Source organism: Diplocloster agilis (assembly GCF_019042275.1).
Taxonomy (GTDB): Bacteria; Bacillota; Clostridia; order Lachnospirales; family Lachnospiraceae; genus Diplocloster; species Diplocloster agilis.
The window spans coordinates 63,147-82,892 of the sequence record NZ_JAHQCW010000019.1 but is presented as its reverse complement, the minus strand read 5'-3'; the positions used below and the strand labels follow the sequence as shown (position 1 = coordinate 82,892).

At 49.9% G+C, this 19,746-nt stretch carries 18 protein-coding genes; 3 read left to right on the top strand and 15 right to left on the bottom strand.

Annotated features, from left to right (window positions below; all coding sequences use genetic code 11):
• Positions 1 to 149: 149 nt before the first annotated feature.
• Together KTH89_RS12420 and KTH89_RS12415 are read right to left on the bottom strand one after the other, a co-directional pair.
• A complete protein-coding gene (locus KTH89_RS12420) occupies positions 150 to 1,118 on the bottom strand; it encodes a M56 family metallopeptidase (RefSeq protein ID WP_238721931.1) in 969 nt (322 codons plus the stop codon).
• Positions 1,118 to 1,492, bottom strand: coding sequence for a BlaI/MecI/CopY family transcriptional regulator (locus KTH89_RS12415; protein WP_238721930.1), 375 nt, complete (start codon positions 1,490 to 1,492; stop codon positions 1,118 to 1,120). Before KTH89_RS12415 ends, KTH89_RS12420 begins: the two co-directional genes overlap by 1 nt.
• A gap of 417 nt (positions 1,493 to 1,909) precedes the next feature.
• On the opposite strand from KTH89_RS12415, the gene KTH89_RS12410 reads away from it, so the two are divergent.
• Positions 1,910 to 2,632: an AzlC family ABC transporter permease gene (locus KTH89_RS12410; RefSeq protein WP_158342454.1), complete on the top strand. Its 723-nt coding sequence runs from the start codon at positions 1,910 to 1,912 to the stop codon at positions 2,630 to 2,632.
• The gene (locus KTH89_RS12405; protein ID WP_238721929.1) at positions 2,625 to 2,939 is read left to right on the top strand and encodes an AzlD domain-containing protein; all 315 of its coding nucleotides are present in this window, start codon (positions 2,625 to 2,627) and stop codon (positions 2,937 to 2,939) included. Before KTH89_RS12410 ends, KTH89_RS12405 begins: the two co-directional genes overlap by 8 nt.
• 84 nt (positions 2,940 to 3,023) lie before the next feature.
• Here KTH89_RS12405 and KTH89_RS12400 read toward each other — a convergent pair whose 3' ends face one another.
• The 12 genes from KTH89_RS12400 to KTH89_RS12345 form a co-directional block, all read right to left on the bottom strand.
• Positions 3,024 to 3,902: an N-acetylneuraminate lyase gene (locus KTH89_RS12400; RefSeq protein WP_238721928.1), complete on the bottom strand. Its 879-nt coding sequence runs from the start codon at positions 3,900 to 3,902 to the stop codon at positions 3,024 to 3,026.
• A gap of 63 nt (positions 3,903 to 3,965) precedes the next feature.
• A complete protein-coding gene (locus KTH89_RS12395; RefSeq protein WP_238721927.1) occupies positions 3,966 to 5,438 on the bottom strand; it encodes an aldehyde dehydrogenase family protein in 1,473 nt (490 codons plus the stop codon).
• An 84-nt stretch (positions 5,439 to 5,522) separates the two neighbouring features.
• The gene (locus KTH89_RS12390; protein WP_238721926.1) at positions 5,523 to 7,025 is read right to left on the bottom strand and encodes a rhamnulokinase; all 1,503 of its coding nucleotides are present in this window, start codon (positions 7,023 to 7,025) and stop codon (positions 5,523 to 5,525) included.
• A gap of 21 nt (positions 7,026 to 7,046) precedes the next feature.
• Entirely contained in the window at positions 7,047 to 7,511 is a 465-nt protein-coding gene (locus KTH89_RS12385; RefSeq protein WP_238721925.1) for an RpiB/LacA/LacB family sugar-phosphate isomerase, read from the bottom strand.
• Between the two features lie 59 nt (positions 7,512 to 7,570).
• Positions 7,571 to 8,026: an RpiB/LacA/LacB family sugar-phosphate isomerase gene (locus tag KTH89_RS12380; protein ID WP_158342460.1), complete on the bottom strand. Its 456-nt coding sequence runs from the start codon at positions 8,024 to 8,026 to the stop codon at positions 7,571 to 7,573.
• Positions 8,027 to 8,065: 39 nt separating this feature from the next.
• Positions 8,066 to 9,355 carry a class II aldolase/adducin family protein gene (locus tag KTH89_RS12375; RefSeq protein ID WP_238721924.1) on the bottom strand — a complete coding sequence of 430 codons (1,290 nt, stop codon included), beginning with the start codon at positions 9,353 to 9,355 and terminating at the stop codon, positions 8,066 to 8,068.
• A 108-nt stretch (positions 9,356 to 9,463) separates the two neighbouring features.
• Positions 9,464 to 10,342 (bottom strand): sugar phosphate isomerase/epimerase family protein, encoded by an 879-nt coding sequence (locus KTH89_RS12370; RefSeq protein ID WP_238721923.1) that lies wholly within the window; start codon positions 10,340 to 10,342, stop codon positions 9,464 to 9,466.
• 32 nt (positions 10,343 to 10,374) lie between these two features.
• Positions 10,375 to 11,820, bottom strand: coding sequence for an aldehyde dehydrogenase family protein (locus tag KTH89_RS12365; RefSeq protein ID WP_238721922.1), 1,446 nt, complete (start codon positions 11,818 to 11,820; stop codon positions 10,375 to 10,377).
• A gap of 102 nt (positions 11,821 to 11,922) precedes the next feature.
• Positions 11,923 to 13,080 carry a mandelate racemase/muconate lactonizing enzyme family protein gene (locus KTH89_RS12360; RefSeq protein WP_238721921.1) on the bottom strand — a complete coding sequence of 386 codons (1,158 nt, stop codon included), beginning with the start codon at positions 13,078 to 13,080 and terminating at the stop codon, positions 11,923 to 11,925.
• A gap of 4 nt (positions 13,081 to 13,084) precedes the next feature.
• Positions 13,085 to 14,257 (bottom strand): sugar ABC transporter permease, encoded by a 1,173-nt coding sequence (locus KTH89_RS12355; protein ID WP_158342465.1) that lies wholly within the window; start codon positions 14,255 to 14,257, stop codon positions 13,085 to 13,087.
• Positions 14,258 to 14,261: 4 nt separating this feature from the next.
• Complete coding sequence (locus KTH89_RS12350; protein WP_238721920.1) at positions 14,262 to 15,794, bottom strand: sugar ABC transporter ATP-binding protein; 1,533 nt, start codon at positions 15,792 to 15,794, stop codon at positions 14,262 to 14,264.
• Between the two features lie 95 nt (positions 15,795 to 15,889).
• The gene (locus KTH89_RS12345; protein ID WP_238721919.1) at positions 15,890 to 17,002 is read right to left on the bottom strand and encodes a substrate-binding domain-containing protein; all 1,113 of its coding nucleotides are present in this window, start codon (positions 17,000 to 17,002) and stop codon (positions 15,890 to 15,892) included.
• A gap of 513 nt (positions 17,003 to 17,515) precedes the next feature.
• On the opposite strand from KTH89_RS12345, the gene KTH89_RS12340 reads away from it, so the two are divergent.
• Positions 17,516 to 18,184 (top strand): FadR/GntR family transcriptional regulator, encoded by a 669-nt coding sequence (locus KTH89_RS12340; protein WP_158342468.1) that lies wholly within the window; start codon positions 17,516 to 17,518, stop codon positions 18,182 to 18,184.
• A gap of 198 nt (positions 18,185 to 18,382) precedes the next feature.
• On the opposite strand, the gene KTH89_RS12335 is transcribed toward KTH89_RS12340, so the two are convergent.
• Positions 18,383 to 19,573 carry a YgeY family selenium metabolism-linked hydrolase gene (locus KTH89_RS12335; protein WP_408639964.1) on the bottom strand — a complete coding sequence of 397 codons (1,191 nt, stop codon included), beginning with the start codon at positions 19,571 to 19,573 and terminating at the stop codon, positions 18,383 to 18,385.
• Between the last annotated feature and the right edge of the window lie 173 nt (positions 19,574 to 19,746).

Genomic DNA, 19,746 nt, shown 5'->3' with positions numbered 1-19,746 from the left:
TACATATGTAGTTTATTTGGGTAGGATAACCGGTATTGATGCTGATATTTATACTGATATTTATACTGGTATTTATACTGGTATTTATACTGATATTCATATGCGCTGCTATGAAGGCCTGTTTTTGAATCGGTGACAGGGCTTTACCATCAGAATCGTTGTGCATCAGGATCACTGTATTCCGCAGGGCCCATCAGGGCCGGATATGGATAAAAATATGTCCGGCTGGCAGACATGGACAGCAGAACCGCAGCGGCGACTAGCCCTCCTAAAATGGCCAGAGTGATGATCCTCCATATGTGTTTTGGATAAGCCAATATCGCAGCAAACCGCTGCTTCGCCATCAGAAATCCCAGCGCTGCTATTCTTCCACCAGTGTTTTTTCCGGTACCGGACGACATCTCCAGCAGATGAAGCATCGTTCTTGTATAATCACCGGGAGCCAGTTCTGTGCAGCTTTTCAGTACCTTTCTGTCACAATCCATTTCGCATATCAGTTCAAAATCATTTTTGGATATCCATACAAAAGGATTGCACCAGTGGAGGACCGACGCCAGGTCGTAGAACCGTTGGAGCAAATGATGTTTTCTCTTAATATGCAGAATTTCGTGCCGTAGGATAATCGCCAATTCCGGATCGGTGAGTTCCGGTAAGATCCTTTTGTTCAAAAGTATGTACGGGCGCAGGATCGTCACAACACAGACCGGGTCTTTGAATTCTCCGAACAGGACACGCGGAATTTTCTGAAGCCGCTCACCAGTGCAGATTTCGGTTAATATCTTTAAAACACGCGCATCCCCGCAGATTGTACATTTTCTCATAGCCCGGGCGGCAAACAGGGTACGCGCCAGATAGCAGAGAGCAAACAAAAACGCACCGGTAATCCAAATAATGGCCGCGATCCGGAAGCCGTAACGCCATGTCTGTCTCTCGCCGGGAATCAGACGCACCTGGGGAACAATAACCGGAACCAAATAGAACAGCAAACCGGCTGCGCCAAACCACAGCGGCTGTACAAGATGCAGAACCTTTTTGGAAAATAAGGCGGCAAAGGAAACGATACTTCCGATAAACGATAAATACAGGATGACACTGAATATATTTCCAAGTATCTGCATTACTTTTCCTCCTGCTCTTCAATCAATGCTTTCAGAGCATCCAGTTCTTCCCTGGACAGGCTTTTGCTTTTCACAAAACCGGACACCATACTGGATAGAGAGCCATCGTATACACGGCGCAGAAAGTTCTGGCTTTCCGCAAGCTGGCATTCGCTTTCCGAGATGGCCGGATAGTAGAGATATCCTTTTCCCTGCCGTTTCGTAGACAATGCGCCTTTTTTTACCAGGCGGGCAATATAAGTCTGGATCGTGGTTTTGCTCCAGTCCGTGTGTTTTAGTTTTTCCAGAATTTCCTGAAGGGTCTGGGGCGGGTCGTTCCAGATGATTTTCATTACCTGCCATTCTGATTCGGAGATGGATATTCGATTTGACATTGGGATCTCCTTTCTTTAATTGACTGTTTGTAGTTCTATTATAGTCATAAAACTACATACTGTCAATCATTTTGATGAGGGAAGTTTTGCAAATTATTTTAAAAAAAGACATGTTAAAAAGGCTGCATATTTTCTATTATTTTGATGCAGATTATGGATAAAAATAAATATGGAAGATGCCTGTTATTGCCTGATATTCTAATTTTGGTGTGGATTTTTCGGGTTTCTTATTATATGATATTAAAGGTTGTTACCTGTATGTGCAAAAAGCATGCACTCTTGGAGGAACGGTTGAACTTAAAAATGTTCACCCATACCTGTATGTGCAAAAAGCATGCACTCTTGGAGGAACGGTTGAACTTAAAGATGTTCACCCATACCTGTATGTGCAAAAAGCATGCACTCTTGGAGGAAATTATGAAACACAATGGAATTGCGTTTAAAAATGGATTAAAGGACGGTATTCCCATCGGACTGGGTTATCTGGCTGTCTCTTTTACGTTTGGAATCATGGCCGCAGGGGCCGGACTGTCTCCCTGGCAGTCGGTGCTGATGTCCTTTACAAATCTGACTTCGGCAGGACAGTTTGCCGCTCTTGGTATTATACAGGCAGGATCTTCGTATATGGAAATGGCGGTCACACAATTTATCATCAATCTCCGCTACTGCCTGATGTCCTGTTCCCTTTCCCAGAAATTAGAGGAGCAGACACCATTTCACCACCGGCTGTTTGTGGGGTATGGAGTCACCGATGAGATCTTCGGCGTATCCGTGTGTAAGCCGGGCAAGCTGAATCCTTTTTACAGTTACGGCCTGATCAGCGTGGCAGTACCGGGCTGGACTTTGGGAACTCTGCTGGGCGCGGTATCAGGCAGCCTGCTTCCGGGCCGGGTGCTCAGCGCGCTGAACGTCGCGCTTTACGGTATGTTCCTGGCAGTCATTATTCCTCCGGCCAGAAAAAGCAAGGTATTAGCCGGTGTCATACTGGTATCCATGGCCTGCAGCCTGCTTATCACTTTCATTCCGGTGCTGAATACGATTTCTTCCGGCTTTAAAATCATCCTGTTAACGATCCTGATCGCCGGTGCGGCGGCTTATTTCTTCCCGGTCAGGGACTCCGAGGAGGTGCCCAATGAGTAAAAACGCATTTATATACATAATTGTAATGGCGGCAGTGACCTATCTGATCCGGGTGCTTCCGCTGACGTTGATCCGAAAAGAGATTAAAAATCCCTTTATCCGGTCCTTCCTGTTTTATGTGCCTTATGTTACCCTGTCGGTCATGACCTTCCCTGCTATCTTAAGCGCTACCGCCAGTGTATGGTCAGCGGCGGCCGCGCTCGTAGTTGCAGTGTTCCTGGCCTACCGCGGAAAAAGTCTGTTCCAGGTCTCTCTGGCTGCCTGCGCGGTTGTGTTTCTGACAGAACTTGTTTTACCGCTGGCATAGCTCATTATCGAATCAGGACATGTCCCAAACTGAAATGGACATGTCCCAAACTGGAATGGACATGTCCCAAATCGTTCAATATTCTTATATAAGATGCTGGAGCCGGGCAGTTTCTTTCACCAGTTCTTTCTCATTCTCCGTTAAGGGAAGGAACGGTCTTCTGCAATCCCCGCAGTCAAATCCCTGCAGCTTCAGTATTTCCTTGATCCCTTTAAACACCCCAACCTTACACAGAACCTCTACCACCGCATTCACCTCGCCCTGAACCTTCAGCGCTTCTTCCAGTTTCTTCTCCGCGAATAGCTGATTCAGCCTTTGAAATTTCCCGGCCATAATGTTAAAGGTACTTCCGATCCCGGCCTGCACCCCGACGGCCAGTGCGCTCAGATACAGTTCGTCGTGCCCAATGAACACGCTTTTATCCGGATGCTCCTCAATAATCTGCTGAAGCTGAAACAGATCATAGCTGGTATGCTTTATCCCGATTATTTTCTCATTGGAGAGCAGCCTTTCCAGGTCACTCTTGGAAAAATGAATCCCCGACATAGCGGGAATATTATAGATCAGTACGGGAACGTCCACCGCGTCCGCCAGATCTTCGTAATACCGGATGTATTCTTCCATGTTAAAGCTGAAATAAAAGGGCGGCACGGAGGAGATAGCCGCCACTCCGGTCTTCTGCGCATGTTTCGCCAGCTCGATACCGTGTTCCGTGGCAAATACCCCGATATTGGCGATCACTTCCGCCTTTCCGTCCGCAGCCTCGACCACCGCTTCCAGCATCTGTTTACGCTCCTGCATGGACAGCAGATAGGATTCCCCCGTGCTGCCTCCTATATAAAAACCATCCACGCCGCAGTCCAGCAAATGTTCCACCAGCTTCTGCGCTTTCTTATCATCTACCTTCCCATTCCGGTCGTACGGAGTCACCAGAGCAGGATATAATCCTTTGAATTTTTTCATCGTTTCCTCCAAACAAGCGGTTTTTCCGCTTTCTTCATCCATCTTCTACGCTTTAGAAGCCCGTCAGTCTTCCGCCTTCTGCTCATAAGCATGGAATTTTTTCATCGCATACCGGAAAATAATGGATTTCTCCTGGGTCACTTCTTCTAACACGCTGGAAATACATTCCCGGCTGTTTCCACTCATTTTCTTGCCGCCTCCAAAAGGCAGTTCCTGCGCCCGGAAGCCGCCGGAGCCATTGACCGCTACCATACCGGACCTCAGCGCGCCCGCCACGGTCATCGCATCCTGAAAATTCTCGGTAATCACTCCCGCACTTAAGCCATAGTGGGAACGCTCCGCGATATCGATGGCTTCTTCCAGCGTGTCGAACCCGATAATCGGATAGACCGGCCCGAACACCTCCATATCTTTTGCAATGTCCATATCAGGAGTTACATTCATCAGCACGGTAGGTTCATAAAACGCTCCCTTCCGATGTCCTCCGTAGACCAGCCTCGCTCCCTGTTCTACGGTAAGGGCGACCTGTTTTTCCACTTCTTTGGCTGCTTCTTCGCTGATCAGAACGCCAAAATCCGTGTTTATATCCAGAAGATCCCCGGTTTTCACAGTCTTCAGCCGTTCTTCGATCAGACGGGTAACGAATTCTTCTTTGATCGAGTTATGTACGATAAACCGTTTGGCCCCGGAACAGCACTGGCCTGCGTTTCTGGTCTTATCTCCGGCCTCGTTCACCGCCAGATCCATATCACAGTCTTTGCAGATAATCAGAGGATCATTGCCGCCCAGCTCGAATTTGTAGGAGGTCAGATGTTCCGCCGCCTGCTTCGCAATTTCGATCCCCGCCCGGACACCTCCGGTCACATTCACCTGCGCCAGCGCGGGATTTTTGCAGATCCAGTTTCCTACCTTGCTGCCCTGTCCTGTGATACATTGTACCGCTTCCGGAGTCACCCCGGCTTCCACCAGCAGTCCCATGAGCTTTAGCACAGTCAACGGATTGGACGTGGCCGGTTTGACTACGATCGCATTCCCCGCCATAAGCGCCGGGCCTGCTTTAAATGCCCACAGCGCCGCCGGAAAGTTAAACGGGACTATGCAGGCAATAACACCCAAAGGCTCGTGTACCGTAATCTGCAGATCATCGTCATATCCCCCTTCGATCCCCATCGGCATTGTCTTCCCATAATGGTGCTTTACGATTTCGATCGAGCTTTCAAAGGTCATAGAAACCGAATCGATCTCTCCATAGGAATCAAAAATGGGTTTCCCGGTTTCCAGTGTCAATAATCTGGCCAGTCCGTCCCGCTCTCTCTTTAACAGCTCCAGATATGCCCTCAATATTTCTGCCCGGTCCCTAATTTTCAGCCGGTTCCATTTTTTCTGCCCTTTTACCGCGCTTTCGATAGCCCGGTCTACATCCTCTCTGGCAGCCGCCGGCACCTGATCCAGAACTTCTCCCGTATAGGGATTCAGGACCGGAATTGTCTCATGGCTGGAAGAATCCACCCATTCACCATCTATCAACATCTTCATTTTCCTAACCCTCCAGTCGTATTCATTCGCGTTTTATATGTTTTTTTCGTGCATGATCCGCGCTTTATTCGCGTTTCATTTCTCCTAGTCCGAATAATCCTTACAGGCCGCGCCCGCTCTCATGACTGCCTTATATTTTTCATATCCCTCATCCCACAGGTCCATGTCGGCCGGTTCATACGTCTCGACAGGAAAAGAATCCGCCGCAGCTTCCCTGAGCTGGCCAAAGGAGCCGATCTCTCCATTCTCCATGGCCTGCACCAGGATATTACCCACGCAGGCGCATTCCACGGGCCCTGCATACACAGGCCGTTTCAGGGCATTGGCCGCAAACTGATTCAGCATCTTATTCCGGCAGCCGCCTCCCACGATCCGCAGTGCCTCCAGCCGGTAACCAAGAATATGCTCCAGCGTTTCAAAGGTTTTCCGATACTGCATGGCCAGGCTTTCATAGACACATCTGGACAGTTCTCCCACGCTCACCGGAACCGGCTGATTCGTCTTTCTGCAGTATTCCTGGACTCTTTGAATCATATGTCCCGCCTGGTAAAACACGGGATCCTCCACAGCGATAAAAGAGCGGAACGCTTCTATCCGGGAAGCCTGACCGACCACTTCATCCCAGGAAAGCGCCTGGCCTTCCTGTTCCCACTCCTTCATGAACTGCTGCACAATCCACATGCCCATGATATTCTTCAACAGCCGGATACCGCCGTCCACAGTTCCCTCGTTGGAAAAATTTGCTTCATATACTTCCCTTGTAAGGACCGGCTGCTTCGTCTCCACACCCAGCAGGGACCAGGTCCCGCTTGAACAGAATGCTTCCCGCTGCCGCAAAGGGACCGCCGCCACCGCGGATGCCGTATCATGGGTGCCCACCGGAACATATCTAAGCTCCCTCGCATCGCACTCCTTAAGTATCTGCGGAAGAAGGGGAAAGCTCGTCTGCGCCGGCATCAGGATATCCGAGAAAATATGATCCGGCAGCTTAAGCTTCCTTAACAGCTCCCGGTCCCAGTCTCTTTGCAGCGGATGATACATCATGGAAGTAGTGGCCATCGTGTATTCGTGGTGTTTCTCACCGGTGAGGAAATAGGCCAGAAGGTCCGGCAGCATCAGCAGATGCTTCGCCTCCCGGATAGCCGGGTCCTGGCAATGCACCCGCTCATAGATCTGAAACAGCGTATTTCCGTAGATCGTCTGTATGCCCGTGCGCTCAAATAAATATTCCGGTGAAGCTTCCCGGTTCACCATTTCCACATAGGTTCCATCCGCCCCCCGCATACACCGGCAGTTTCCCAGCAGCTGGCCGTTCTCATCCAGAAGGCCGTAATCGGTACCCCAGGTATCGATACCGATGCTGTATAATCCGGCAGTCCCCTCCGCATGACCGGCCTTTGTGACCGCAAGCAGAATCTCATGAAACAGGCGGAACGCATCCCAGTAATAATTTCCTCCGACCGGTACGAAATAATTTTGGAACCGGTGTACTTCTCTAAGCGTAAGTCTTTTTCCGTCAAAGCTTCCCACAATTCCCCGGCCGGTACTGGCTCCGAAATCCATTGCCAAATAGTTTTTACCTGTCATTTTTCCTCCCGCTGTTTCCCGCTATTCGCCGGCCTTCATGGCTTTTTCGAATTCTTCCACCTGTTTTAAACCATAGATGTTTGTATCATAATAATCCGACGTCAGCCAGACCCGTACCATCTGAACCCCATCCTCCGGCTTCACCAGCCACGCTCCGGTGCACAGTACATTGGCGTTGTTATCGGCTCTCGACATCTTGGCCGCGAATACGTCATAGCAGATCGCAGAACGGATGCCGCTGAATTTATTTGCGGACACATTCATTCCCTGCCCTGTCCCGCAGACCAGGATTCCCCGGTCATACTCGCCCGCCTGCACCGCTTTGCATACCGGTTCCGCCGCATCCAGATAATACCCTTGGGCGTCCTGGAAACTGCCCACATCCCGTACCTCATAGCCATCCTCCTGCAGCGCTTTTACAATCTCCTTTTTCAACGGATATCCGCTGCCGTCACAGCCGATAATCACTCTTAATTTTTCACTCATAACAACACATCCTCTCATTATCCGCGGGTTTTCATTGCCGGCCGCCCACGTTTCTTAGGTTAACAGTTCGCCTCGATGAACGCAGCCCGCTCCATCCCTTCCGTGTCCCTGCCCGTATACTGTACCAGCAGCCAGGTCTCGATCATCCTCGCGCAATGCTCTGCCGATTCCTGCATCCAGGCTCCGGTACACAGCACATTGGTCCCGTTATCCGCGCTGGCCAGCCCGGCCGGAAACACATCATATGCCAGCCCTGCCCGAATACCTTTAAATTTGTTGGCGGCAATACAGATCCCGATTCCTGTCCCGCACATAAGGATTCCCCGCTTAAATTCATTGTTCTGAATCCGTGTGCACACTTCCCTGGCCGCATCGGAAAAATCTCCGCTGTCCGGTCCTGAGGTTCCCGCATCCTCCACCTCATAACCTTTTTTTCTTAATATCTCCAGGACTTCCTGCATGAGATCATATGCCGCTATATCAGATCCCATAATAATTTTTATTCCACGACGCATATCCTTACCTCCTTCTTTCCTTTCCGCTTAACCACCGGCTCATTCCTGCTGGTCCTGTTCCTTTTTCATCTCATCTGTCATGACCTTCATTTCTTTTCCGCTAATGTACGCCATATGAATCGACATGGCCGTGCTCTCCGCCACTTCCAGCTTATCAAACGCCATCAGGGGGGATATCCCCATAACCAGGATTCCCAGATTATCAAGGATACAGAACGGATCTTCTTCCCCTGTCACATCGGCCGCTGTCTGCGGCTCTTTCACCAGCTTGTCAAATGGAATTCTGGTACAGCTGCGCAGTACCCCGTATGATTCCGGGATCACAGCCACCTCATACTCTCGTTCTGTAACCGCATATCCAGCCGCATATACCGGGGCCGCCATAATGATGGATTGGATCTTCGGATGCCTCTCATAGATCCTCCGGTGTAAGTCCGCAAACAAGTCCGGCTCTTGGCCCTGCTCACAGGTATTTCCCCCCATCAGCACGAAGTCCTGTTCCGACAGCTGCGCATTATCTTTGCCAGCCGGTGAGATCAGGAATTCATCCTCCTTCACTCTGGCAGATATCGTGCCAAAGCTGCCGTTAAACAGCCGTTTCTCATATCCCCGCTTTACAAGCCACGCTAACTCTCTTCGAAGCTCCAGTTCTCGGCTGCTGATCACGTCTCGATCAAAGAAGCCGGACAGCTTCGGGCCTTTCCGGTATAATTCTTCGATCTGCGAAACGCTAAGCCCCTTCGCCGGACCAAGTATCCCGGATAGGAGCTGTATTCTGGCATGAAAATCCAACTGTTCAAACCTCCGGAACGCATCAAACAGGTCCACGCCGCTTCCCAGAAAAACCCCATGATTTTTCAAAACAGCAGCCGTAACTCCCTGGTCAAAGGTTTTGACCACATGTTCCACCAAAGCAAGCGTCCCCGGCATCCCGTATTCCGACAGACCGGGAATTCCAACCGCGTGGTAACTCTGGGCCAGCATCCTGGTATCCGGCACCTCATGTTGAACACTCATGGCCACCAGAGCCGGCGGATGGGCATGAAGGACTGCCTTTAAGTCTTTGCGCCTCTGCAGAATCTGCCAGTGAATCCGGTATTCGGAGGTGGGACGATGCCGTCCTTCTATGCTTCCGTCCGGTAATATTTTTACAATGTCGTTCCTGGTCAGCGCACTTTTATCAATATTCGTGGGCGAGACCCAGACTACGCCGTCATCATCCCGTATGGACAGGTTTCCTCCCGTCAAGGTGGTCATATCTTTATCATAGATCCGTTTCAATATGGTGCAGATCTGGTCTGCCGGATGCAAATATCTGCTGTCTGTCATATCTATACTTTAAGGAGGACTGCGTCTTGTCCCAGTGATTTATACAGGGAACCCGCACCGGATAAGCGCAGCCATCTCCTTACTCCTTTCTTAAAATGCTCTGATTTATTAACGTCTTCCTTCTGAGAACAGATATTTCATCGCCCGGACGGATTCACCGGCCTGCCGGTCCAGTTCCTCCTCATCCGCCCAGCCGGTCATGTCCCGCCAGATCCTGCAGCCATCCGCCAGTTCATCCCCCGCGCGCACCAGGCACTCCATAGTCAGAATTCCGGTATACCCGATCTGCCGCAAAGCGTCCCGGAACTCATAGAGCGGCAGGTGTCCGGTTCCCAGAAGCCCTCTATGGTTTTCTTCCAGATGGAAATGCCCCAAGCGGCTTCCGGCTGTCAGGATCGCATTGGTAAAACTGGATTCCTCCACATTCATATGATAGGAATCTAAGGTCATTTTTGCGTTGGGCAGCCCGATTTCATCCAAAAGCTTTCTGGCCTGGGCCGCCGTATTGACAATATGTCCCTCATACCGGTTCACGATCTCTACATGGATCTCCATCCCGTATTCCTCCGCCGCGGAAGCGATTTTTTTCAGAGAGTCCCTCGCGTATTCCCATTCTCTTTTCTGGTGCGCCGCATAGGGCGGGGTAAATGGGGCATTGAGCATGTTTCCGCCAACAGCCCGGATTCCAAGCTTCTCCATTCGTTCAAAAGCTGTCTCATAGAAGGCGATCCCTCTTTTTCTGTGTGCTTCCTCCCCGGAAGTAAGCGAGCATCCCGCAGGCGGGTCCAGCCCCAGCGCCAGAGTGATATCTGCATCCCTGGCCGCAGCCGCCAATTCCGCCACATCCTTTTCTGAGATCCGGAAGAAAAGGGCGTCGCCCAGTTCCAACGCATCGAATCCTGCGTCTTTTGCTTTCTTCACATAGGGCAGATAAGAAACGCAGGAGAAATCCTTCTGCCAGTAAATATAGTGGATACCAAACTTCACTGCTTCTATCTCCTGTTCCTCGTATAGGCCTGTCAAGGCTCCAGCACATAGCGAAGTACAATGGATTTGCTCTGCGTCACCTCTTCCATAACTGCCGACAGGCTTTCTCTGCTGTTTCCGCTCATACGCTTTCCTCCGCCGAAGGGAAGTTCGGCCGCCCGGAAGTTTCCGGAACCATTGATCGCCACATGTCCGGTCTTCAGCGCTTTGGCCGCTTTCATGCAGGTACCGATATCCCTGGAAAACAGGCCGCCTCCCAAACCATAGTTTGAATTGTTGGCGATCTCGATGGCCTCCTCTGCCGTATCGAATCCGATCACCGGCCAGACCGGTCCGAACACTTCCATATCCCGGGCGATGTCCATATCCGGAGTCACGCCGTCCAGTATGGTCGGCTCAAAAAACGCCCCGTTTCTCTTTCCGCCGTACACGATCCGGGCGCCCTGGGAAACGGTGAGCCGGACCTGTTTTTCCACCTCCTGCGCCGCTCTCTCGCTGATCATGGGTCCCATGGTCACCCTGGGATCCATGGGATCTCCCTGTACTTCTTTCGACAGATACTCTTCTATCAGGCGGCGGATAAATTCTTCCTTAAGGGAGTTATGTATGATAAACCGTTTGGACCCGGTACAGCACTGCCGGTTATTCCTGCACTGATCGGCTGCCTCCTTCACCGCCAGCGCCAGATCGCCGTCCCCGAACAGGATAAATGGATCGTTCCCGCCCAGTTCAAACTGATAAGGGGTCAGATGTTCCGCCGCGTTCCGGGCGATCTGGATACCGGTCTGCGTGCTTCCGGTGAAGTTAACCGATGCAATTCTTCCATCTTCCGTCAGCCAGTTTCCCACCTTGCTGCCGCTTCCGGTCAGGCACTGTACGACGGCCGCCGGAACCCCGGCCTCCACCAGCATTTCGTGCAGCTTCAGGATAGTCATTGGATTATAAGAAGGAGCCTTTACCACTACCGCATTGCCGGCGGCCAGCGCAGCCCCCACTTTAAAGGACCAGATCGCAGGCGGGAAATTAAAGGGGATGATACAGGCGATGACACCCAATGGCTCGTGAATCGTAAATTGGATATCATGGTCATAACCAGGCTCTGTCCCGAACGGCATGGTTTTTCCATAAAAATGTTTGGCCACCTCGCAGGAACCTTCGATTACATATGCCACGGAATCGGCTTCCCATACCGCTTCCGCCATATAAGGCTTTCCGGATTCCTTCGCCAGCATCTCCCCCAGCTCAAGCCGTCTTTCCATTACCAGTTCCGCAAAACGTTTCAGCCGCTTCGTACGTTCCCGCAAAGTCATGGCTTCCCAGGCTTTCTGCCCTTCTGCCGCCGTATCCACAGCCCTTTTTACGTCCTCCCTAGTGGCCGCCGGCACGGTATCAATGACCTGGCCCGTAGCAGGGTTTACCACATTCAGAACCCCGCCGTCACTTGCGTCCGTGAATTCATTTCCAACCAACATTTTCATGATCGTTCCTCCTCGCCTTTCCCATTTGCATCGTCAATATCCGGATTATTTCTTTGTCTTGACTCATTTCGTAGTCATCGTTTTGGACATGTCCCCTTTTATTCAAACTGATCCTATTCCTACGCTGTCCTTGGCTATGTAATACACCGTGCCGAATTCCTCGTCATGCTCCCGGATAAAATCCATATTCAGTTTCAGTCCCAATCCCGGCAGATCCGGAATGGTCATGAAGCCCTTCTCCGGTTCCGGAGGATTCCGGTAGATATTCCGGGTGATCTCTTCAAACAGCAGTAATCTTTCCAAGAACAGAGCATTGGAAAATGCGCTGACCAGATGGATATGGATATTCTCCATCGCATGGGGCGCGAACTTTAAATTCCAGGCCTGTGTGAGGGCCGCTATCTTTAACATCTCCGTGAAACCGCCGGCCCTTGTGCCGTCCAGCTGAACGATATCCGCCGCGTTGTTCATGATCAGATCCCTGGCCCCGTATTTGGTATATTCATGTTCTCCTGTCGCCAGCGGCAAGTCCGTGGACTGCTTATACCGCTTTAAGCCCGGAATATCGTCGGCGCATACCGGCTCTTCCAGGAACATGATGTCGTATTCCTTGACCATATTGGCGAACCTGGCTCCTGTGGCCGCGTCCCAGCAGTTGTTGGCGTCCAGCATGATCCCGATCCCGGGTCCTACAGCCTCCCGTACCTTGCGTACCCGTTCCACATCCCGCGCCGGTTTCGTTCCTCCGTCGTAGCCGACCTTGAATTTTACCATCTGATAGCCTCTGGCCACGATCCCCTTCATCTCTTCCACCAGCTCTTCATCGGTGTACGAGGTCCATCCGCCGCTTCCATAGACCGGCACCTTCGTCTGGCTGCCTCCGAACAACCGGTATAGAGGCAGATCCAAAAGCTTGCCTTTTAGATCCCAGAGCGCTATGTCCACTGCGCTGAGCGCGCAGAACATCAGGCCTTTTCGGCCTACCCCCCGCAGATATTGGGACAGATCCTGCCAGATCACCTCTGTCTCAAACGGGTCCCTCCCGATCAGTCTGGGCGCTATATTTTTTTCAATCAGTACCTTGGTAGCTTCCCCGCCGACTTCATGATAAGTTACGCCAAACCCTTCCACGCCGTCCTCTGTCGTCAGCCTTACGATTGTATAGCCGATCATCTCCACCTTTCTGGTCGCGTCGGAAAATCCGCCCGTCACAGGCATCGAAACCAGATGTACTTTGATGTCTTTTATAATATGTCTCATTTTGTCATCCCTTCTTTTCTCTGGAAATTACGTCCATGGCGATCGCCAGCATCAATACAAGCCCCTTCACAATATACTGGCTGCTCTGCCCCATGTTTAGCAGGCTCATGCCATTGTCCAGGCTTGCCATCAGCATCGTGCCGATCACCGCGCCGATCACATTGCCGCGTCCGCCCAATATACTGGTCCCTCCAACCACACAGCCGGTAATCGCCGTAAATTCAAAGGAGGTGCCCGCTGTTGCAGTAGCCTGACCCACGCGTCCCAGATAGATAACGCTGGCCACGCCCACGATCAGCGTATGTAACATATAGATCTTCATCACGACCCGTTCGGTGTTGATACCCGACAGTTTTGCCGCCTCCACGTTGCCGCCGATGGCAAATACATATCGTCCGAACATGGTATTATTTACCACAAAATGGAAGATGGCCGTAAATATCACCAGCAGGATAATGGCATAGGGAAAACCGCGGTAAAAAATAAAAATCGAAGATATAATGAAAGTAAGCGCCAGCACCGAAACCATGGTGGCAATCTTCCGCTTCCAATTCGGAGCGGTCAAGCCCCTGGCAATCTTTTTCTTTTCGCTGCTGACGGTCAGAAATACGTACAGCGCACACCCGGCCAATGTGATGATCAGGCTTAATATGTGAATACCGCCTTCCTTTCCGAAATTCGGAAGATAGGCGCTGCCAAACCGGGCGAAGCTGTCCCTGACCGGTCCGATGGCAGCCCCGTTCCCGATCAGGAGGATTACCCCTTTCAGGATCAGCTGAGTCGCCAGAGTTACGATGAATGCCGGCAGCTTCTTATACGCGATCCAATAGGCATGCCAGGCCCCGATGAACAGGCAGCTGGCGATCACCGCCAAAAAGGTAGGGATCGTGCCCCAGCCTTTCGTGACCTGGAGAACAGCCGCAATGGTACCGATACAGCCCAGGGCGGTCCCGGCCGACAAGTCGGCATTACAGGATACGATAACCAGAGTCATCGTGATGGCTATGATAGAGCAGGTGACCCCCTGCATCATTAGATTGGACAGGTTTCTGGTAGATAAAAATGTCCCTCCGGTCAGAATCCCAAAAAGCACAAACACGATGATCACTTCTATAAACAGGCTGTATTTGTATATGCTGGTGAATTCGAACTTTTTCTTTGTTTTCGCTTGTTCCATGTTCTCAATCCTTCCCTCCTGCGGCACAATAAAGAATTTCCTCCTGCGTAATCTTTACTTCCGACGTATCGAATTCGCCTGTAATCCTGCCCTCGCACATTACATAGATCCGATTGCTCATATGAATAACCTCCGGCAGTTCGGAAGAAATCATGATAATACAGATGCCCTGATCTGCCAGCTGATGCATCAGCTGGTATATTTCGTATTTGGAGCCTACGTCGATCCCTCTGGTCGGCTCATCTAAGATTAAAACACCTGGTTCCGTCAGCAGCGCTTTGACTATGACAACCTTCTGCTGGTTGCCGCCGCTTAAGTTCTTCGCCAGCTGCAGGATCGACGGCGTTTTTACATTCAAATCCCGTATTCCTTTTGTTACTTTTTCCGTTTCCTGATCCAGGTTGATCACTCCGCCTTTGGAGATCTTATTCAGACTGGACAGGGTGATATTGGTCCGCAGATCGGAGGAGAGTATCAGGCCGTACCGTTTCCGGTCCTCCGACAGATACATCACGCCGGTGTCTATGGCTTCCCTTGGATTCTTAAACCGCTCTCTCTTTTGGCCGTTTAAATACAATTCCCCTTCCGTGGGCTTTTCGCTTAAAGCCCCGAAAAGGCTCATGGCAAATTCTGTCCTCCCGGCCCCCATCAGGCCGGCGATTCCCACGATTTCCCCTTTGCGCACATGCAGGTTGATATGATCCAGGATATAGCGCTCCGGGTCTTTTTTAGTCGGAACCGTCCAGTTTTTTACTTCCAGTACCACATCTTTAGGCGTATGCTTCGCATCCGGATAGACCTCCGTCATATTTCTGCCCACCATATAGGAGATCAGGGCGCTTTCCGTAACCTCCTGAATCGGTTTCGTCACAATGGTTTTCCCATCCCGCAAAACCGTCACCGTATCGGAGATATCCAATACCTCATTCAGCTTGTGGGAAATATAAATGCAGGTAATTCCTGACTGTTTCAGCTGCCGGAGAAGTTCCAGCAGATTCTTGCTGTCGGTTTCCGTCAGGGATGAAGTGGGTTCATCCAGGATCAGAATATCGACGTTTTTATTCAGAGCTTTTGCGATTTCGATCAGCTGCTGCTTTCCCGTTCCCAGCGTCTCTATCACAGTACCGGGATTTTCCTTCAGTTTCACCTTCTGCAGCAGCTCCATACACTTTTCATTTTCTCCATCCCAGTCGATCGCGCCATGCTTTGTGATCTCATTGCCGAGAAAGATATTTTCGCAGATCGTCATGGTACTGACCAGGCCCAGTTCCTGATAGATGATGGAAATACCGGCCTTCTCACTGTCTTTGATACAGGAATAGCTTTTGAGTTCCCCGTTCACGTACATCTCGCCCTCGTATTCACCGGCCGGGTAGACGCCGCTTAACACTTTCATCAGTGTGGATTTTCCCGCGCCGTTTTCCCCGACCAGAGAATGGATCTCCCCGCGTTTTACGCAGAATGTCACATCGTCTAAAGCCTTTACGCCCGGAAACTCCTTTGTAATATTCTGCATCCGCAAAATATAATCTTCCATAGACTGCCTCCTTTATCCTGACCCGGATAAATTGAAGGGATTACCGGAGCCGGCCGGTCCGGGCCGGCTCCGCCAATCTCCTGAATTCACCGTTTCTATTCTGCGTATACTTCTTCTTTCGTATAATAGCCGGTATCGATCAGTTCACTGTCTATATTATCTTTGGTAATAACCGCGGAATTAACGATTACATGAGGCATATCATTTACTCCAAAGTTAATGGTGGACTCTGTGGTGACAGCTTCCCCCTTCGCCAGTTTCACGGCCGTCTCAATCGCTGCTCTCGACAAGGCAACACTGTCTTTGTACAGAGTGGAGGTCTGGGTTCCCTTCGCGATCCTCTGTACGGCAGTCAGTTCACAATCCATACCGGTAACTGCCACTTTGCCATCCATGCCAACCTCTTCCAGAGCCTGGATCGTTCCCGATGCGATCCCGTCATTCATGCATACAAATGCCGCGATATCGTTATTTTGTTCCGCAAGCGCGTTCTGCGCATAGCCCAGTGCTGCTTCCGCACCCCAGTTCTGGCAGTACTGCTCCATCACGATCTCGACATCCAGCTGATCCAGTATGGATTTTTCTCCGTCGATGATCTTTTCTATACCGGAAGACTTATCTCCATGCAGCAGCACCACATTTCCTTTTATATCCAGATTCTTGAGTTCCTGTGCGATCAGAGTCCCGTTTGTAAAATCGTCATAGCCTACGAACGCATCCCCGTATGTATTTTCCAGCTGTTGGTCATATACCAGAATTTTGATTCCGTCCTCTTTTGCCGTATTTAAAATATTGGTCAAAGCTCCGGCATCCACGGCGGTTACCATAATTACGTCCACTCCCTGTGTGATCAGGTTTTCAATCTGGGAAACCTGGGTCTGTGCATCACCGTTTGCCACCTGGTAGATGAGCTCCACATTCAAGTCTTTCGCCGCTGCTTCACAGCCGTCCAGCTCTCTTTGCCAGCGCTCTTCCTGCACAGTTTTCAGGGAATAACCTACTTTAATCGAATCCGACTGGGATTCTTCCCCTGCCTTCGCATCCGCATTGTCATTTTCCGCCGCATCCGGCGTGCTTTCGGTCTTAGGCGCATCTTTTGCACTGTCCCCGTCCGTGGGGGCCGCTGCTTCCTGTCCGCATCCGCCCAGCGCGCCGAGCATGGTGACTGTGAGTAATACCGCAACTAACTTCTTCCAACTTTGTTTCATGATTCAAAAACCTCCTTTGTTAAAAATACAAGATATAGTTAATATGCTCCCGTCAGATTCTTCCTTCCGCCATTCGGTACACTTTTGGCAGTTTATTTCGTGAATTGTCTGACTTATATATTAATTATATTTATTATTATAAATTTGTCAATATATTTTTATATTTTACCACGAATTAATTAATATATTTTTATATATACTTTATAGTCTATGTATAAATAGGCTGTTTTTCATACATTATTTAAATTATTTGTTCGCTTTTATTCAGCATTTCTTACTTTAAAGGATATATTTTCCTTTTTTTCGTAATTAATAGTTTAATTTTAATATTATCAAATTATTGTTCATCCATTTGTCCATTATTTGTATTATTATTATTCAAATTATTCAATATTTGTATGACAAATTCACTTTTTTCACTTGATTTTTTTGTTTTGTGATGTTATGATTAAAAAAACTCTGGTATTAATTGCCGGATTCTTACATTTATAAAAAGGAACGATGTGAATTCAAATGCCTAAGCAAACTGATTTAAACGAAAAACTTTGCGAATTAATTTTAAAATCCGTGGAAACCGGCGAGAAATTGCCGACAGAAAAAGAAATGATGGATACGCTGGGCGTCAGCCGCGCAGTCCTGCGGGACGCGTTGAGTGTCTACGAAACCAGCGGGGTGATTGTCTCCAGACAGGGAAGCGGACGCTACGCGCAGATGCCCAACATCGGATCACAGATTATCAATATCTGGTCCATTTTTATACGCTCGAATCCATCCCTTTTGCTGGAATTATTGGAAATCCGTTCGATCTTAGAGACTTATTCGCTTCCAAAGGTCATTAATAAAATAACCATTGAACAGCTGCAGGCGCTGAATGTGCAGGTCAATGAGATGAAAAGAAAGGTAACGCTAGGTCAGACTTTTGAGAAAAATGACCGGGAGTTTCACCGTATTCTGTTTTCCAGCACGGAGAACAGCCTGTTGGAACAGCTGCTATCCGCATTCTGGGATCTGTATGACGCCGCTAAGGTCAGCAGCTTCAGGGAGGATCTGTATATACTCGCCAATCAGCATCAGGATATCCTGGATGCGATTATGCGCAAGGATCTGGAGCTCTCCACCCAGTTGATGAGGGCCCAGTTTGAGGACGCGGAGTATCAGATTATTACTTCGCTTATGAAATGATGGAGATTTAAAAATACTATGGTTTAAAAAGGATTATTGACATTGGTGCCGTGTAGCGCCATTTAATTGCGACGGTATAAACGTGTATATAATATGTAAAAGCTCTGGTTTGCATCAGAGCTTTTTTATAATACTTATTTATCGTTATCGTCATACCTACCAAATAAATAGCAAAAGCTCCTGTATGACAGCGTCCTTTTATTTCAGCAACGCTTTCATAATCCCATAGTAACATTCCGAAGCCTTCACCAACTGCTCCACCTCCACATACTCATCAATGGTATGCGCAAGGCTCTCAACAGAGGGTCCAAGCCCTATGGTTGGTATCCCGGCCTCTCCCGCATAATGGCTGCCATTCGTGCAGAAATTATATCGGGTGATATCCGGCTCATAGCCCATGGACTTTAACTGCCTAACGACATCCTGGATAAACGGCTCCTGTTCCTCCTGAAGCCATCCCGGGAAAAACCGTTCTCCGGCAATGTGTTCCCCGGTATAACATATCTCTTCTCCTACAGCAAAGGAGACTCCGGCCGAAAATTCTGCATCCTCACGTTCCAATTTCTCCAAAACCTCCCGGATCGGTGCCAGCACGCTTTCTTTCGACTCTCCCACCAGAAGCCTTCTGTCATAGGTCGCCCGGCAATACTCAGGCACGACAGACGCTCCCGGGTAGGGACTGGATTTGATATCCGTCAGTTCCAGAATTCCTTTGCCTAATACCGGATGCTCCGGCGGGATGATTTGGCGGATAGCCTGGATCAGTTTGCTCATCTGATATATGGCGTTGATTCCTTTTTCAGGATTGGCGGAATGGGCCGGCTTTCCAAAGGTTTCCAGGACGATCTCCGCCCTTCCTCTCTGTCCGATTTTTACATTCAGGTCAGACGCCTCCCCGATTACCACATAGTCCGGTTTTACCATATTGCTGATGCTTCGGGCGGCAACTCCTTCAAAGCATTCTTCGTGAACCACCCCGGCCACATAGATCTCACCGGGAAAGTCCCTTTTGGTATCCTCAGCGAAAAAACGGGCCGCTGCCATAAAACCGGCGATCGCACCTTTCATATCCGTAGCCCCCCGGCCATACAGACGCCCGCCTTCCACTACCGGTTCAAACGGGTCATGTGACCATTTTCCACTGTCCTGCACAGGTACCGTATCCATATGCCCGTCAAACAGCAGCTTTTTACCGGGGCGCGCTCCTCTGATACTGCCGATCATATTGCCGTAACGGTCCACTGTGATCCCGTCGAAACCGGCCTTCTCCATGTACATCCTAAGTTCATCGGCTACTGCCATTTCTTCCCCGGAATAGCTTCTGTGCGAGATAAGCTTTTTGCACAAACGGATTATCTCGTCGTTTCTACTGGCCTGAAACATTTTCATTCCTCCATAGAACCTACGCGGCCCTGTCATAATGCCGGCTCGCTATTAATCTGGTTTTCTACTATTATACAAAATGGAGGTATCCTTTACAACCGAAATGGACAAACCAAAATGGACATGTCCCAGACTGAAATGGACATGTCCCAAACCGAAATGGACATGTCCCAAACTGA